Below are 15,149 nucleotides of genomic sequence, written 5' to 3'. Positions count from 1 at the left end.
TCGCACCTGATTACACCAGCGCGTCGTGCACCAGTCCGTCGATCATCACCTGCGGCATTCCGCGACTACAGTGCTCAATCCGTCCTTCAACGCCATACACCTGAGCCAGCGTGGCCGGTGTAATCACCCGATCCGGCTGACCTTCGGCGACCAGGCTGCCCTGTTTCAGCATTAATGCATGCTGAGCGTGGCGCAACGCGATATTGATGTCGTGCACTACCACTACCGTGACCATGTTGCGCAGTGCGGTTTCGCGCCGCACCAGATCCATCACGTGGAACTGGTAATTCAGATCGAGCGCGCTAAGCGGTTCATCCAGCAGCAGTAGCGAGGGGCGACGGATCAGTGACTGCGCCAGCCCGACCAGCTGCTTCTGCCCGCCCGACAGCTGATCGAGGTAGCGCATCGCCAGATGGGCAATCCCCAGCTGTTGCAGCAGATGCATCACTTCCGCTTCGCTGTTAGCGCTGTGCAGGCCACCGGAGGCGCGTTGCGCCACAATAATCGACTCCAGCACGTGCAGATGCACCCCGGCCGGCAGCGACTGCGGCAGATAGACCACATGCTTTGCCCGCTGTGCAAACGGCTGGGTCATCAGGTTTTCGCCGTTGAGCCACATTTCGCCACGGCCTTTATTCAGGCCGGCCAGCGCCCGCAGCAGGGTCGATTTGCCGCAGCCGTTTGGCCCGAGCAGCACGGTAATCTCACCGCGCGGCAGCGGCGCGATATTCAGGTTTTCAATCACCTTGTGTTTAGGATAACCGGCGCTAAAACCGCGTAAGGTCAGACCCTGTTGCATCAGACTGTCCCCCGATGACGCAAAATAATACTCAGGAAGAACGGCACGCCAATCAGCGAAGTGACAATGCCGACCGGAATGATCACGCCGGGGATCAGGTTCTTCGAGGCGACTGACGCCAGCGACAACACCAGCGCCCCCACCAGCGCACTGGCCGGCAGATAAAAGCGGTGATCCTCACCGAACATCATACGGGCGATATGCGGTGCCACCAGGCCAATAAAGCCGATCGGGCCGACAAAGGCCACCGCCAGCGCAGAGAGAATACTGATGCGCAATAAGGTCGCCAGCCGCAGGCGGCGCACGTCAATGCCAAAGCTCACCGCGCGGTCTTCGCCTAAGCGCAGCGCCGTCAGCTTCCAGCTGCTCAGCAGCGAAAACGGCAGCAGGATGGCCAGCGCCACGGTCAGCACGCCCAGTTTCTCCCACGAGGCACGCGCCAGGCTGCCCATGGTCCAGAACACCAGACCCTGCAGCGTATCTTCGCTGGCGATAAACTGCATCATCGAGACCAGCGCATTAAAGGTGAATACCAGCGCGATACCGAACAGCACCACACCGGCTGACGACACCTGCGTCCAGCGGGTCACCGCATCCAGCATCAGGGCGGCAAACAGCGCAAACACGAAGGCGTTGGCGGAAATCAGCCACTGATCCGGGACGCCGGGAATACCGATGCCGAGAATGATTGCCAGCGCGGCACCAAAGGCTGCCGCAGACGAGACGCCAAGGGTAAACGGGCTGGCAAGCGGGTTATTCAGGATGGTCTGCATTTCTGCCCCTGCCAGGCCGAGTGACAGGCCGACCACGATCGCCATCAGCGCATACGGCAGACGAATGTCCCAGACGATAACCCGGGTTCCGGCATCGACGCTCTCCGGGCTAAGCAGGGTGTTCCACAGCGTTTGCAGTGACAGGCCCGCCGGACCGAGGGTGAAGTCGAGGATCAGAGAGGCGAGAATCGCCAGCAGCAGCACGCCAATCCACATCATGCGACGCCGCAGTACCTGATGATAGTTTTGCACGCTGTGTTCAGGCGATTCAGTGCCTGTCAGCAGCGAAGATTCTGTCGTCATGTTTAACCCTGTTGTGACTATCCGGTCAGAAAACGCAGCCACAATAGTGCAGGTGATAATAATTATCAATTCGTGAGCATAAGCGAGGCGTGAAAAAAGCAGAAAAAAGCGCGCTAACAGGCAGGATACTGACTCAGGGAAAATACGCCTTTCGCAAAGACGCCAAAGCGCCATCCGTGGCAGGCTCAGCGCGCGCGATTACGCACCTCATCCCTGAGGTGCGCCGGTAGCCGGGCCAACGCGTTGCGTTTTTGTCCCTGGCCCGCGCTGCTTTGCTACAGGCGTATGCTCCCGTCGCTTTACGTTTTACTGCGGTCATCCAAAACGACGGAAGGCACCACGCTTCAGCGCAGCATTAATCTTTATGGATCGGGAATTCCATTTCGCTGTACTTCACAAAACGGCTGCCGCGCGTCAGCTTGTAACCGAACCAGATAATCAGGAACAGCGGAATACCGATGTAGGTCGCCGCCACGCCGTACCAGTCGATGCGGTCATTGAGGAACGCCTGGTAGTTCTGACCGAGGGTAATGATCAGGCAGAGCACAAAGGCGAAGATCGGACCCAGCGGGAAGAAGCCGGAACGGTAAGGCAGCGCGTTCACGTCATGCCCTTGCGCCACATAGCCGCGACGGAAGCGGTAATGGCTGATGGCGATACCGAGCCAGGCGATAAAGCCGGTCATGCCCGAGGTGTTCAGCAGCCAGAGATACACTTCCTGGTTGCCAAATTTTGAGGTCAGGAAGCACAGCCCCGCCACCACGGTGGTGGCCCACAGTGCATTGCGCGGCACGCCGCCTTTTGACAGCCGGGCAAAAATCCGCGGCGCTTTGCCTTCGCTCGCCAGGTTGTAGAGCATGCGGGTGGAGGCATACATGCCGGAGTTACCGGCTGACAGCACCGCCGTCAGGATCACCGCATTCATCACCGCCGCCGCCGACAGCAGACCGGCATTACGGAACACCAGAGTGAACGGGCTGACGCTGATATCGTTGATATCATTGTGCAGCAGCTGCGGATCGGTATACGGCAGGATCAGGCTGATAATCAGGATGGCGAACACATAGAACAGCAGGATACGCCAGAAAATCTGCCGCACCGCCCGCGGGATGTTTTTGGCCGGATCTTCAGATTCGCCCGCCGCGATACCGATCAGCTCGGTGCCCTGGAAGGAGAATCCGACAATCATTGCCACGCCAATCATCGCCGCAAAGCCGCCGGCAAACGGTGCGTCACCGACCTGCCAGTTCTGCCAGCCTGCGTGCTCTGCACCGCGCATGATGCCGGTGATCATCAGCACGCCCACCACGATAAAGATGATCACGGTCGCTACTTTGATCAGCGAGAACCAGTATTCCGCCTCGCCAAAGCCCTTCACCGAGATGTAGTTCATCAGGAACATCAGGCAGAGGAACAGCGCACTCCAGATCCAGCCAGGCGTGTCGGGGAACCAGTAATTCATCACCAGTTGCGAGGCGACCAGGTCAACCGCAATGGTCACCGCCCAGTTGTACCAGTAGTTCCAGCCGAGCGCGAAACCAAAGCCCTCTTCAACGTACTTTGCGCCGTAGGTGGCGAACGAACCTGATACCGGCATAAATGCCGCCAGTTCACCGAGGCTGGTCATCAGAAAATAGACCATCAGTCCGATCAGGATATAGGAGAGCAGCGCGCCGCCAGGACCTGCCTGAGCAATGGTCGCGCCGGATGCGACAAACAGGCCGGTACCGATTGAACCGCCAATGGCGATCATCGTCAGATGACGCGCTTTTAACGCACGTCGTAACGCAGGTTGTTGTGTTGTATTTGAGTCATTATGCATGTGTAAACGCTACGCTGGGTAAAAATGAGGCGCGATTGTAGCAGCTAAGCCTGCGCTGTATAGCGAATGCCGCGCTGTTATAAGTTACGTTCATGATCGCGCCAGAATTATTAGTAATCACTCGCGACAATAGGATAAAAAACGCGTCAGTGCCTTCGAGATATGTTTTTGCCGGTGGTGAATGCGGTACAGAGTGCGGGTCAGACGCGGCAGCGGCAGCGCCAGTTCGACCAGCGTGCCGGCGTCCAGCAGATCGCTAATCACCCGTCGTGACAGGCAGCTGATGCCCATTCCGTGGCGCACCGCATGTTTGATCGCCTCGGAGTTGCCCAGCTCCATGCCCAGCTGAAAGGTCGGCAGATGCGACAGCAGCAGATAATCCACAATTTCACGGGTGCCGGATCCGCGTTCACGCAGGATCCACGGCGCTGCCGCCAGCGTTTCCAGCGTCACCGGCTGTTGCAGAATCGCCGCATCCGGTGCGGCAAACACCACCAGCTCATCCTCCAGCCACGGTTCGCTCACCAGTTCGGTCATGTGGCAGGGCCCTTCAATCAGCCCGACATCAACCCGGAAATCGGATACCGCATTGATCACATCCTGACTGTTGCCAACGCTCAGCTCCAGCGGCAAACCGGGAAAATCACGCCGGTAGGCCGCCATCATGCCGGGCAGCAGATAGTTGCCGATGGTGCTGCTGGCAAAGATGCGAATCGCCCCGTTGTCCTCTTTGAACAGCTGCTCAATTTCACCCGCCTGCTCCAGCAGACCCACCGCACGCGGATAGAGCAATCGCCCATGCTCATTCAGCACCAGCCGCTTGCCTACCCGATCAAACAGCTGTACCCCGAGCTGGTTTTCCAGATCGGCCAGCGCGGCGCTGACCGCCGACTGCGATAGCGCCAGCAGTTGCGATGCCTGGGTGGTCGAGCCGCTTTTTAACACTTCCGTGAACACTTCTATCTGCCGCAGCGTAATGTGCATCGGCACTCCTTAAGTCATTTATTGCCTGATGAGATAGATCACCACCGCCAGCCAGATCAGCGCAATCAGCGCAATCCCGCCAGCAATCTTTTTGCCGCGCGAACGCTGGGTTTGCGCCCGCTGGCTACTGCTGATACGCACCTCACTCGGCAGCAGGCGCAGCAGAATCATTACCCCGGAGGGAATAATCACCGCATCATCCAGTAATCCGACAAACGGGATCACATCCGGAATAAGATCGATCGGGCTGATGCCATAGGCAACCAGTCCCAGCATCGCCAGTTTGTTCCACCACGGGGTACGCGGATCGTGAAAGGCAAACCACAGCACCACCACGTCCCGTTTGATCAGCGTCGCCCATCGGCGCAGACGCGAAAATAGCATGATTGCCGCCTTATCGTTTATTCTGGTCAATTATAAATATATTATCAATTTCACTTTTAAGCCAGTCAGCGCCATGATCGGGTCTCAATCAGAGGGAGGGACCACTATGGCTGATCTGAGCATGACTAAAACCCACAATCCGATTCCGCGCTGGCTGCCTGGTTTGCTACTGACCGCGCTGATTGCCGCTGCGGCCAGCTGGCTGGCTGGCCAGCCGGCGATTGCCTCGTGGGGGCTGGGATCGCTGACGCTGGCAATTGTGCTGGGCATCATCATCGGCAACAGCGTCTACGCGCCGCTGGCCGCACGCTGTGACACCGGGGTGGTGCTGGCCAAGCAGAAACTGCTGCGGCTGGGGGTAATTCTGTTCGGCTTCCGCATTACGCTGCAACAGATTGCTGACGTCGGCGTCAGCGGTATCCTGATTGATGCGCTGACCCTGAGCAGCACCTTCTTTATTAGCTGCCTGCTGGGGATGCGCCTGCTGAAGCTGGATCGCGATACCGTCTGGCTGATTGGTGCCGGTAGCAGCATCTGTGGCGCGGCGGCGGTACTGGCGACCGAACCGGTGGTCAAAGCGGCACCGTCAAAAGTCGCGGTCGCCATCGCGACGGTAGTGCTGTTTGGTACCCTGGCGATTTTTAGCTATCCGCTGCTGTGGCCGCTGGTGCATACCCTGCTGCCTGGTGTTGATCAGGCTCAGTTCGGCGTATTTACCGGATCGACCATTCATGAAGTGGCTCAGGTGGTCGCGGCCGGACACAGTATCGGCCCGGATGCCGAGAACAGCGCGGTGATTGCCAAAATGCTGCGGGTGATGATGCTGGCCCCGTTCCTGCTGTGTCTCAGTGGCGTGCTGCGCCGCCAGAGCCCGGCGGCGACCGCATCGCGTCCGGTGACCTTCCCGTGGTTCGCGCTGCTGTTCATTGCCGTCGCGCTGTTTAACTCGCTGCACCTGCTCCCCGCTGGCCTGGTAGCGATGCTGAATCAACTGGCTGGCTTGCTGCTGGCGATGGCGATGGCTGCGCTGGGATTAACTACCCGTTTCAGCGCGTTACGTGAAGCGGGCGTGAAACCGCTGCTGCTGGGTGCCATGATCGCTGTCTGGCTGATCGTCGGTGGCGGTGCCATCAATCTGCTGGTGCAACATTTCATGGGCTAACCGCATCGGGTATCATGCCTGCTCGTCAGTGCATAGCCCCTTCAGGAGAACGGCATGAAATATATCGGCGCACACGTCAGTGCGGCAGGTGGTGTGGATCAGGCAGTCATTCGCGCCCATGAAATAGACGCCACCGCCTTCGCCTTGTTTACTAAAAATCAACGGCAGTGGAAAGCCGCCCCGCTTTCCACTGAGGTGATTGATGCCTTTCGCGCCGCCTGCGAGAAATATCACTTCAGCTCGCAGCAGATCCTGCCGCACGACAGTTTTCTGATCAACCTCGGCCACCCGGTGGCCGAGGCGCTGGAAAAATCCCGTGCCGCCTTTATTGATGAGCTGCAACGCGCCGATCAGCTCGGCCTGACGCTGCTGAACTTCCATCCGGGCAGCCACCTGCATCAGATCGATGAGCAGGCCTGCCTGAAACGCATCGCCGAATCGATCAATATCGCCCTCGACCAGAGCCGTAACGTCACAGCGGTGATTGAAAATACCGCTGGTCAGGGTAGCAACCTCGGTTTCCGCTTTGAGCATCTGGCGGAAATTATCGACCAGGTTGAGGATAAGAGCCGCGTCGGCGTCTGTCTGGATACCTGCCACGCCTTTGCCGGCGGCTATGATCTGCGTACCGAAGCGGACTGCGTCGCCACCTTTGCTGAATTTGAGCGCATTGTCGGCTTTCGCTATCTGCGCGGCATGCACCTCAACGATGCGAAAAGCACCTTTGGCAGCCGTGTCGACCGCCATCACAGCCTTGGTGAAGGCAACATCGGCAAAACCGTATTTAGCTGGATGATGAAGGATGCGCGTTTTGACGGGATTCCGTTGATTCTCGAAACCATCAACCCGGATATCTGGAAAGATGAGATTGCCTGGCTGAAGTCAGAACAGCAGGGATAAAAAAGGGAGCCTGCTGGCTTAATGCCGATCGGTTAAGGGACCGGTGATAACGCAGTCTGGTGCAGGCAGGGGCTGGCGGTCCTCGCGCCTCTGCGCGGTCCATTCACTTCATTCCTCTGCCTGACGGACCGCCGGGGATGGCACATCCTGTGCCGCCCCGCCTTTCACCCGCGTCCTGCGGGCTCTCCTGGCAGACTCATTCTGTTCAGCGCTGCGGATTGTCTGCCCCTGCCCGAACCCAGCCTGCTTAAAAGGGCACGAGAGTAGAGGCCTGAGCGCCCTGCTGCTGAAAGGGCTATCCGCAGCGCTGAGGCGTGACGCCGGGCCAGAACTCCACGCCGGGAAGCGTGGAGAGTTTGGGGCCGGCCAGGGAAGGCCGATCCCCGAACGGTTCGTCGGCACGACGTCAAAGCCGAAGGTACCGCGCAGCGGCGCGAGGACTGCCCGGCAGCAGCAGAGGCGCTCAGGCCCGCACTCCGGCACGCTCGCGTAGAAAAAAAGCTGCCACGTTTGACCGCGACAGCCTTTGCAAATTTAACCTTAACTGCCGAACATCAGTCGCGCAGGCGCCCCTTTTTTGCTTATTGCTATGCGACGCTATACTGCCTGAACCAGGCAAGTTTCCGGGCCAACGCTTTACGTTGTTCAAAAAACGCTCCCGGCGTTTTATCCCGGCGGCGCAACGCTTTACTCCAGGCGTATTCATCCATCGCTTTAACATTATTCACCGTCTGAAAAAGCAAACAGGGAGCCAGATGGCTCCCTGTTTATTTAACGTCAGCAAATCAGGCTTTCGCCAGCTGCTCTTCCGGACGTTTCAGTACCGCATAGCTCAGACCGGCAATCGCCGTACCGACCACAATCGCCACCAGATAACCGACCACCGGCGTAATCGCACCCGGGATCAGCAGGACAAACAGTCCACCGTGTGGTGCCATCAGTTTGGCCCCCACCGCCATTGAGATAGCGCCGGTGGTCGCGCCGCCGATGATGCAGCAAGGCAGAACGCGCATCGGGTCACGGGCCGCGAACGGAATCGCACCTTCAGAGATGAAGCACAGGCCCAGTACCAGCGCCGCTTTGCCCCCTTCCTGCTGACCTTTGTTGAATTTACGACGGGCAACCAGCGTCGCCAGACCCATCGCCAGCGGTGGCACCATACCGGCCGCCATAATCGCCGCCATCGGCGCATAAGTCTGTGAACTCAGCAAACCGACACCGAATGCGTAAGCCACCTTATTGACCGGGCCGCCCATATCGGTACACATCATGCCGCCCAGAATCGCGCCCAGCAGCACCGCATTAGCGGTACCCATGTTCGCCAGCCAGTGCGTCAGGCCGTTCATGATGCCGGCAACCGGTTTACCCACTACATAAATCATCAGCAGGCCGGTGATCAAACTGGCAAACAGCGGAATGATCAGTATCGGCTTCAGCGCTTCCATACTCTGCGGCAGTTTCACTTTGCCGCTGATCAGCTTCGCAGCGTAACCGGCGATGAAACCAGCGATGATCCCGCCGAGGAAACCGGCGTTAATGCTGGTGGCGATCATGCCGCCAATCAGGCCTGGGGTCAGACCCGGACGGTCAGCAATCGAGAAGGCGATAAAGCCCGCCAGTACCGGCACCATCAGCGCAAAGGCGCTGCCACCCCCGATTTGCATCAGCGCGGCAGCCAGCGTGCCCTGCTCTTTAAATGCGGTGATACCAAAGGCAAAGGAGAGCGCGATACTCAGACCGCCCGCTACCACCATCGGCAGCATGTAAGAAACACCGGTCAGCAGGTGACGATAAGCGCCTGCGCCCTCTTTCTTCTCATTCTGGTTGTCGCTGCTCTGTCCACCCGCTGCTTTATACGGTTTCGCTTCAGCAACCGCTTTATCCAGCTCCTGAGCGGTTTTCTTCAGCGCCAGGCCGGTTGAGGTGCGGTACATCGGCTTACCGGCGAATTTCGCCAGGTCGACTTCGATATCAGCCGCCACGATCACCAGATCGGCAGCTGCCACTTCTTCAGGGGTGATGGCGTTACCGGCACCGACAGAACCGCGGGTTTCAACTTTTACCCACCAGCCGCGACGGGTCGCTTCAGCCTGAATCGCCTCTGCGGCCATAAAGGTATGCGCCACGCCGGTCGGACAGGCGGTAACCGCAACCACACGTTTCTGCGCGCCAGCCTGAGCTGCCGCAGGCGCACCTGCTGGTGCCGCAACCGGCACGGCGGCCTGCCACGGTTTAGCCTCGGCTTTGGCGCGGTTGAGGAAGGTTTCTGGCTCACGGATCGCCAGCTGAACATCGCCCTGCCACAGCGGTTTGCCATTCAGCGCCGCGTCGTCCGGTACGTTTTTCCCCAGCACGATGACCTGCTCGGCCTCGGCGGGATGATCAGTCAGCGTCAGGCCAGCCGCCGCAGCGGCGGCAGCCAGGCGCTGTTGCGCCATATAAGCGGAAGCCAGTCCCAATGAAGGATCTTTTATCAGCAGCGTTTTCATTATCGCTCTCCTGCTGTCAGTTAACGGGTTGTAAGTCGACGCGCGCCATCATTGCGGCCAACTGGGTACGATCGGAAACGCCAACGTTGCTCTGGCTGACGGCCATTGCCGCCACTGCCGTGGCAAGACGCAGCGTGTGTTCACTGGATTCACGCATTAACAGGCCATAAATCAGCCCGCCGACCATCGAGTCGCCGGCACCCACGGTGCTGACCACTTCGCACACCGGCGGTTTGGCAATCCATTCACCTGAGGCGTTGACCCACAGCGCACCTTCAGCACCCAGCGAGATCACCACGTGGGCGATGCCCTGCTCACGCAGCTGGTGCGCAGCATCAATCACATCCTGCAGGGTCGGCAGTTTGCGACCGGCCCAGATTTCCAGTTCACGACGGTTGGGTTTAACCAGCCAGGGCGCGGCTTTCAGCCCGGCCACCAGCGCGTCGCGGCTGCTGTCAAAAATAATGCACGGACAATGGGTACGCAGCTCGGTCATCCAGCGGGTAAAGGCGTCAGGATCGACGCCTTCCGGCAGGCTGCCGCTGACGCAGACCATATCGAACTGGCCCAGCCAGGTGAGTGAGTCGCTGGTAAAGCGATCCCAGTCCTGACCGTTGACCTGAAAACCAGAGAAGTTCAGGTCAGTGACATCGCCGGTCTGCTCAGTCAGTTTGACGTTGATTCGGGTACGGCCCGGCACCACCTGAAAACGGTTAGCAATGCCCAGCTCGCTGAACAGCTGTTGAAAGCCATCCTGGTTCTCTTTGCCGAGGAAGCCGCCGACGGTGACGTCGATGCCCAGATCCTTCAGCACTTTCGCAACGTTAATACCTTTGCCCGCCGCGTGCAGACCGGTGGTTTTCACCAGATTGACTTCGCCGCGTTCAATTTCAGGGGTATAGCCCACCAGGTCATACGCCGGATTCAGCGTGATAGTAGCGACACGTCTGCTCATGCTGCCCCCTCGCCAAGTCCGCTGGTGATTGCTTCTTCTATGGCATTCAGCGCCTGTTGTGCATCTTCACCGCTGGCGGTAAAGCGCAGGCGATGGCCTTTCTTCACGCCGAGCGCCACCACTTTCATCAGGCTGCGGCCGTTAGCGGGTTTGCCGCTGCCATCGAGGTTGGTGACGGTAATGTCGCTGTTGAACTGCTTGATCACGCTGACCAGCGCGGTGCCCGGACGGGCATGCAGACCGTGTTCGTTACGGATGGTGAACTCGGCGGTCAGCACCTCGGCCTGCTCGTCAACTTCACTGGTGAGCAGCGCATAGACGCCTGCGGCATCGGCTTTCAGCAGACGGTCTGCTTTGCCTTGCTGCAACAGGGCGCTGAGGTAACCCAGCACCTCCAGCGGACGTTCATCGACGGCGGCGACGCTGATTAACAGCGCAGCGGATTCGCCCTGATGGTCAAACGGATGGGCCGCCCGGCTAACGGCGACGCCGCTGCGCAGGTTGCCGAGGCTGCTGTCGCTCAGCCAGATCCCCTGCCCGAGACTCAGCGGCGCGTTAGAGACCACGTCAGCGACGTAGCTGGCATCAACCACGCCCGCTGACTGCAGCCGACCGGCGTTCATCGCCTGTAAGGTGATCAGGTCGCTGGCGGCGACATTCAGGGTAATTAATGAGGTGTCGAAGCTGAATTCGGCGGCCTGTTTCTCGCCCATCAGCAACGCACGGAGATCTTCAGCAGAGGCGGTTTTGAGCTGTTCAGCGATGCTGTCATCGCTCAGAACGTGGGTTAACTGACGCAGCAGCGCCAGATGCTCATCCGATTTGGCGGCAATCCCGATCGCCACATAGGCAGTCTGATCGTCACCCCAGCTGATGCCCTGTGGAAACTGGAACACCTGGACGCCGGTTTTCAGCACCAGATCGCGGGTATCGGTGGTGCCGTGCGGAATCGCGATGCCGTTGCCAAGAAAGGTGGAGGTTTGCTGCTCACGCGCCAGCATACCGTTGACGTAGCCTTCGGACACATTACCGGCAGCGGTCAGCGCTGCGGCAACCTGGCGAATGGCCTCTTCTTTGTTCTGGGCGCTGGCTCCGGTATGGATGGCCTGCAATTCGAGCTGGAACATAATTCTCCTCGCTTGCTGAGATTGAATCGTTTCAGCCAGTGGGGAAATTATTACGCCATCTGTCGCAAAACAGGTGGCGTGGTCACCGCTGAAACGTTTCAAGGATTGTGGTACAGCACCTTTCAGCAGGCAAGAAAATGCGCAAACGGCGTAGCAGATTTTTGATGTTACGCACATTTCATCGACATTTTAAGATTTTGCTGCCTGCCAGCTGACGCGGTTGCTGTAAGCCTGGGATAAACTTAGTCAGCATTTCAGCAACGTCAGCGCGTCAGGGCGCGGTGTCCGCTTCCAGCTGCAACAGATAGATCATCGCCTGCTGGCGCGAATCGCCGCACATGCTGTGCGACGGCTGCAGGCCGGCACAGACCGCGGGACGCAGGTCAGAGCCAAACAGTTTGCAGCGTAAGGCGTCGTCGAGCTGAACGCAGGGCGTGTTGGCGGGTTTGCCGTTGGGCATGCCGGGAATCGGCGAAGAGATGGAGGGCGCCGTACAACAGGCACCGCAGTGGCTACGGCATTGCATGCTGCGCTCCAGCAGAGAAAGTCGCGGCGACAATAGCAGTCCGCCGCCACAATTACCACGTCTGCCGCCGCCCGGGCTAAAATTTCATTCTCGCCATATTGCCAGTTTTCACCGGCGCGAGTAACGTGGCGCGCACTTCACTTCAGAGATAGCGAGAACAGCAATGCCAAAAGCGAATGAAATCAAAAAAGGAATGGCCGTTACCCACAACGGAAAACTGCTGCTGGTTAAAGATATTGATGTCCAGAGCCCAAGCGCACGCGGTGCCGCCACCCTGTATAAGATGCGCTTCACCGATGTACGCACCGGTATGAAGGTCGAAGAACGCTTCAAGGGCGATGAGATTATTGATGCGATTTCGCTCAGCCGCCGCAGCGTCACCTTTTCTTATATAGACGGTGACGAGTATGTCTTTATGGATGACGAAGATTACACCCCTTACAGCTTCAAAAAAGAGCAGATCGAAGAGGAACTGCTGTTCATTCCTGAAGGCGGCATTCCGGGCATTCAGGTGCTGACGATGGAAGGACAGGTGCTGGCGCTGGAGCTGCCACAGACCGTCGACATGGAAATTGTCGATACGTCGCCTGGCATCAAAGGTGCCTCGGCCAGCGCCCGCACCAAACCGGCAGGCATGAGTACCGGCCTGGTGGTTCAGGTACCTGAGTACCTCAGTAACGGCGACCGCATCCGCATTCATGTCGCTGAACGCCGTTATATGGGCCGTGCCGACTAACCGCACTTCCTGAACGTTGCCGTGGCGCTGACTGTTATAAAGTAACATCTTCCACGGCAAATACTGACAGGAGCCTGATTGATGACGCGGGTAAATCTGATAACCGGATTTCTGGGCAGCGGCAAAACTACGCTGTTATGCCATCTGCTGGCCGCAAAGCCCGCTAACGAACAGTGGGCGGTGCTGGTGAATGAATTTGGTGAGATTGGGGTCGATGGCGCGCTGCTGGCCGATCGCGGTGCCATCCTGAAAGAGATCCCCGGCGGCTGCATGTGCTGCGTCAATGGCCTGCCGATGCAGATCGGGCTGAACCGGCTGTTGCAGAACAAGCCCGATCGGCTGCTGATTGAGCCGACCGGGCTGGGCCATCCGCGCCAGTTGCTGCAGCTGTTAAGTTCGCCGACCTACCACGCCTGGCTACAACTCAACGCCACCCTCACCCTGCTGGATGCGCGCCAGCTTGCCGATCCGCGGGTCGTCGCCAATGAAAATTTCCGCGATCAGCTGGCGGCGGCTGACATTATTATCGGCAACAAGCAGGATCGCTGGCAGCCGGAAGATCATCAGCGCCTGGCGGACTGGCAGCGTGATGCGCTGGATCAGCGTCCTTTTATCGCCACCGAATTTGGTCAGATTCCGCTGGCGCTGCTCGATACGCCGCGCGGTCAGCCGCGTGAGCTGCCGGTGCCACAGCATCATCACCCAGCCGCCGTACCGACCAGTGGCGTAGCGGTCATGCGGCTTGATCATCCGGCGCGCTGGCGTCGGGCGCTGAATCAGGGACAGGACTACAGCGCCTGTGGCTGGCTGTTCGACGCCGAAACGCAGTTTGACCGGGCGGCGCTGCTGGAATGGGTGCGCCAGGCGCCGGGCGATCGAATTAAAGGGGTAATGCATATTGAGGCAGGATCGCTGACGATTAATCGTCAGGGCGACGATCTGCAAATTGAAACGCGATCGCAGCCGCCCGCCGACAGCCGTATTGAGATCATTGATTCGCAGCAGGCTGACTGGAATAGACTACAATCGGCGTTGTTGAAGTGCCGTTTACGCTGACAAGGGTATTGTCGGCGGTTATTTTTTTAATCATGAGTTTAACTATGCGCGTAACTCGCCTTATTACCATCCTGCTGCTTAATGCATTGGGTGTGGTGCTATTCCTGTCGTGGTATCTGCCGCCTGAACATGGTTTCTGGTTCGGTATCGATAAAGCGATTTTCTTTGGCTTTAATAGTCAGATGATCATTCACTCCGGCTTTGCGCTGCTGGTGGCGATCACCAACTATCGTGGTTTTGATGCCGTCTCGCTGCTGGCGATGGGCCTGCTCTATCTGTCGATCTGGCGCGGTGAAACCCCGCAGGCGCGGCGTCGTATGCTGGCTATCGGCATCACCATGCTATTAACCGCGGTGGTCCTTAACCAGCTCGGTCACCTGCTGCCGGTGAAACACTCCAGCCCGACGCTGTTCTTCGAAAACGTACATCGGGTCAGTGAGCTGACCGGTATTCCGGCTAAGGATGCATCGAAAGACAGTTTCCCTGGCGACCACGGCATGATGCTGATGATCTTCGCCTGCTTTATCTGGCGTTATTTTGGCTTCGGTCGTTTTTTAATTGCGGCGGCGATTGTGGTTATTTTCTCGCTGCCTCGCGTTATGGCTGGCGCGCACTGGTTCACCGATATTGCCGTGGGTTCACTGTCGGTAGTATTAGTCGGATTAAGCTGGTGGTTATTAACCCCGGCCAGTGATGCGCTGGTAAATTGGTTTTATCGCAAATTACCGGGCAAATATAAGCCGCTAAGCTGAATGATAAGCGCGGGCGTAATAATGGCGTTATTCTTAACCGCCCGCGCTTATAAAAAAAGCCAGTACATTATTAGCATGCTAATTAAATCCATTAAAAGAAAAGGTTATGACCGGCTTGATTGGTTAAATTACCGCCACTTCTGATTGTCCATAAAGAAAATTCCCAAACAGCAGGCTATAGGCGGAATTAGCGCCCTTTTCACCCCCTGCTCTCACCATCATTTCCCCACAATTGTTGCTAAAGTAGTCAGTGTGTTAAGGTTTGATTTCACATCAGAAAAACCTATAAGAATTTAACGGAAAGCACTCGCCACGGCGTCTGTAATCGGTTAACCTCAGTCGCTGTGGGGTAACAGCAGCAGCAAATTCGCTTTTTTTTAC

14 protein-coding genes are annotated in these 15,149 nt (G+C 58.1%); 5 read left to right on the top strand and 9 right to left on the bottom strand.

All coding sequences use genetic code 11. From position 1 onward, the window contains the following. Positions 1 to 10 precede the first annotated feature (10 nt). The 5 genes from ACLIBF_RS07145 to ACLIBF_RS07125 form a co-directional block, all read right to left on the bottom strand. Entirely contained in the window at positions 11 to 799 is a 789-nt protein-coding gene (locus ACLIBF_RS07145) for an ABC transporter ATP-binding protein (RefSeq protein WP_031377123.1), read from the bottom strand. Further along, complete coding sequence (locus ACLIBF_RS07140) at positions 799 to 1,875, bottom strand: FecCD family ABC transporter permease (protein ID WP_031377122.1); 1,077 nt, start codon at positions 1,873 to 1,875, stop codon at positions 799 to 801. The genes ACLIBF_RS07145 and ACLIBF_RS07140 overlap by 1 nt, the downstream gene beginning before the upstream one ends. 355 nt (positions 1,876 to 2,230) lie before the next feature. Beyond that, positions 2,231 to 3,697 carry an amino acid permease gene (locus ACLIBF_RS07135; protein WP_031377121.1) on the bottom strand — a complete coding sequence of 489 codons (1,467 nt, stop codon included), beginning with the start codon at positions 3,695 to 3,697 and terminating at the stop codon, positions 2,231 to 2,233. A gap of 117 nt (positions 3,698 to 3,814) precedes the next feature. Beyond that, the gene (gene yieE / locus ACLIBF_RS07130) at positions 3,815 to 4,681 is read right to left on the bottom strand and encodes a DNA-binding transcriptional regulator YeiE (protein ID WP_031377120.1); all 867 of its coding nucleotides are present in this window, start codon (positions 4,679 to 4,681) and stop codon (positions 3,815 to 3,817) included. An 18-nt stretch (positions 4,682 to 4,699) separates the two neighbouring features. Continuing rightward, positions 4,700 to 5,065, bottom strand: a complete 366-nt coding sequence (locus tag ACLIBF_RS07125) for a YkvA family protein (protein ID WP_279810162.1) — start codon at positions 5,063 to 5,065, stop codon at positions 4,700 to 4,702. A gap of 106 nt (positions 5,066 to 5,171) precedes the next feature. Between ACLIBF_RS07125 and ACLIBF_RS07120 the strand changes: the two genes are divergently transcribed. Together ACLIBF_RS07120 and nfo are read left to right on the top strand one after the other, a co-directional pair. Next, a complete protein-coding gene (locus ACLIBF_RS07120) occupies positions 5,172 to 6,227 on the top strand; it encodes a YeiH family protein (protein ID WP_279810163.1) in 1,056 nt (351 codons plus the stop codon). A 54-nt stretch (positions 6,228 to 6,281) separates the two neighbouring features. Next, on the top strand, positions 6,282 to 7,127 hold the full coding sequence (gene nfo, locus ACLIBF_RS07115) for a deoxyribonuclease IV (RefSeq protein ID WP_031377117.1): 846 nt from the start codon (positions 6,282 to 6,284) through the stop codon (positions 7,125 to 7,127). 785 nt (positions 7,128 to 7,912) lie between these two features. Here the strand turns inward: nfo and fruA are convergent. The 4 genes from fruA to ACLIBF_RS07095 all read right to left on the bottom strand — a co-directional run bounded on the left by fruA (position 7,913) and on the right by ACLIBF_RS07095 (position 12,224). Next, a complete protein-coding gene (gene fruA, locus ACLIBF_RS07110; RefSeq protein ID WP_031377222.1) occupies positions 7,913 to 9,616 on the bottom strand; it encodes a PTS fructose transporter subunit IIBC in 1,704 nt (567 codons plus the stop codon). Positions 9,617 to 9,632: 16 nt separating this feature from the next. Continuing rightward, entirely contained in the window at positions 9,633 to 10,571 is a 939-nt protein-coding gene (gene fruK, locus ACLIBF_RS07105) for a 1-phosphofructokinase (protein ID WP_031377223.1), read from the bottom strand. Continuing rightward, complete coding sequence (gene fruB / locus ACLIBF_RS07100; RefSeq protein WP_031377224.1) at positions 10,568 to 11,698, bottom strand: fused PTS fructose transporter subunit IIA/HPr protein; 1,131 nt, start codon at positions 11,696 to 11,698, stop codon at positions 10,568 to 10,570. The genes fruK and fruB overlap by 4 nt, the downstream gene beginning before the upstream one ends. 271 nt (positions 11,699 to 11,969) lie before the next feature. Then, entirely contained in the window at positions 11,970 to 12,224 is a 255-nt protein-coding gene (locus tag ACLIBF_RS07095) for a zinc/iron-chelating domain-containing protein (protein WP_031377225.1), read from the bottom strand. A gap of 163 nt (positions 12,225 to 12,387) precedes the next feature. Between ACLIBF_RS07095 and yeiP the strand changes: the two genes are divergently transcribed. The 3 genes from yeiP to ACLIBF_RS07080 all read left to right on the top strand — a co-directional run bounded on the left by yeiP (position 12,388) and on the right by ACLIBF_RS07080 (position 14,768). Next, the gene (yeiP, locus tag ACLIBF_RS07090) at positions 12,388 to 12,960 is read left to right on the top strand and encodes an elongation factor P-like protein YeiP (RefSeq protein WP_031377226.1); all 573 of its coding nucleotides are present in this window, start codon (positions 12,388 to 12,390) and stop codon (positions 12,958 to 12,960) included. A gap of 81 nt (positions 12,961 to 13,041) precedes the next feature. Further along, positions 13,042 to 14,016, top strand: coding sequence for a CobW family GTP-binding protein (locus ACLIBF_RS07085; protein WP_069728975.1), 975 nt, complete (start codon positions 13,042 to 13,044; stop codon positions 14,014 to 14,016). 44 nt (positions 14,017 to 14,060) lie between these two features. Then, entirely contained in the window at positions 14,061 to 14,768 is a 708-nt protein-coding gene (locus tag ACLIBF_RS07080) for a phosphatase PAP2 family protein (protein WP_031377228.1), read from the top strand. The last annotated feature ends 381 nt before the right edge of the window (positions 14,769 to 15,149 follow it).

It is taken from the genome of Pantoea sp. PGP6 (assembly GCF_053474785.1).
This window is presented reverse-complemented; position numbering and strand designations above follow the sequence as displayed.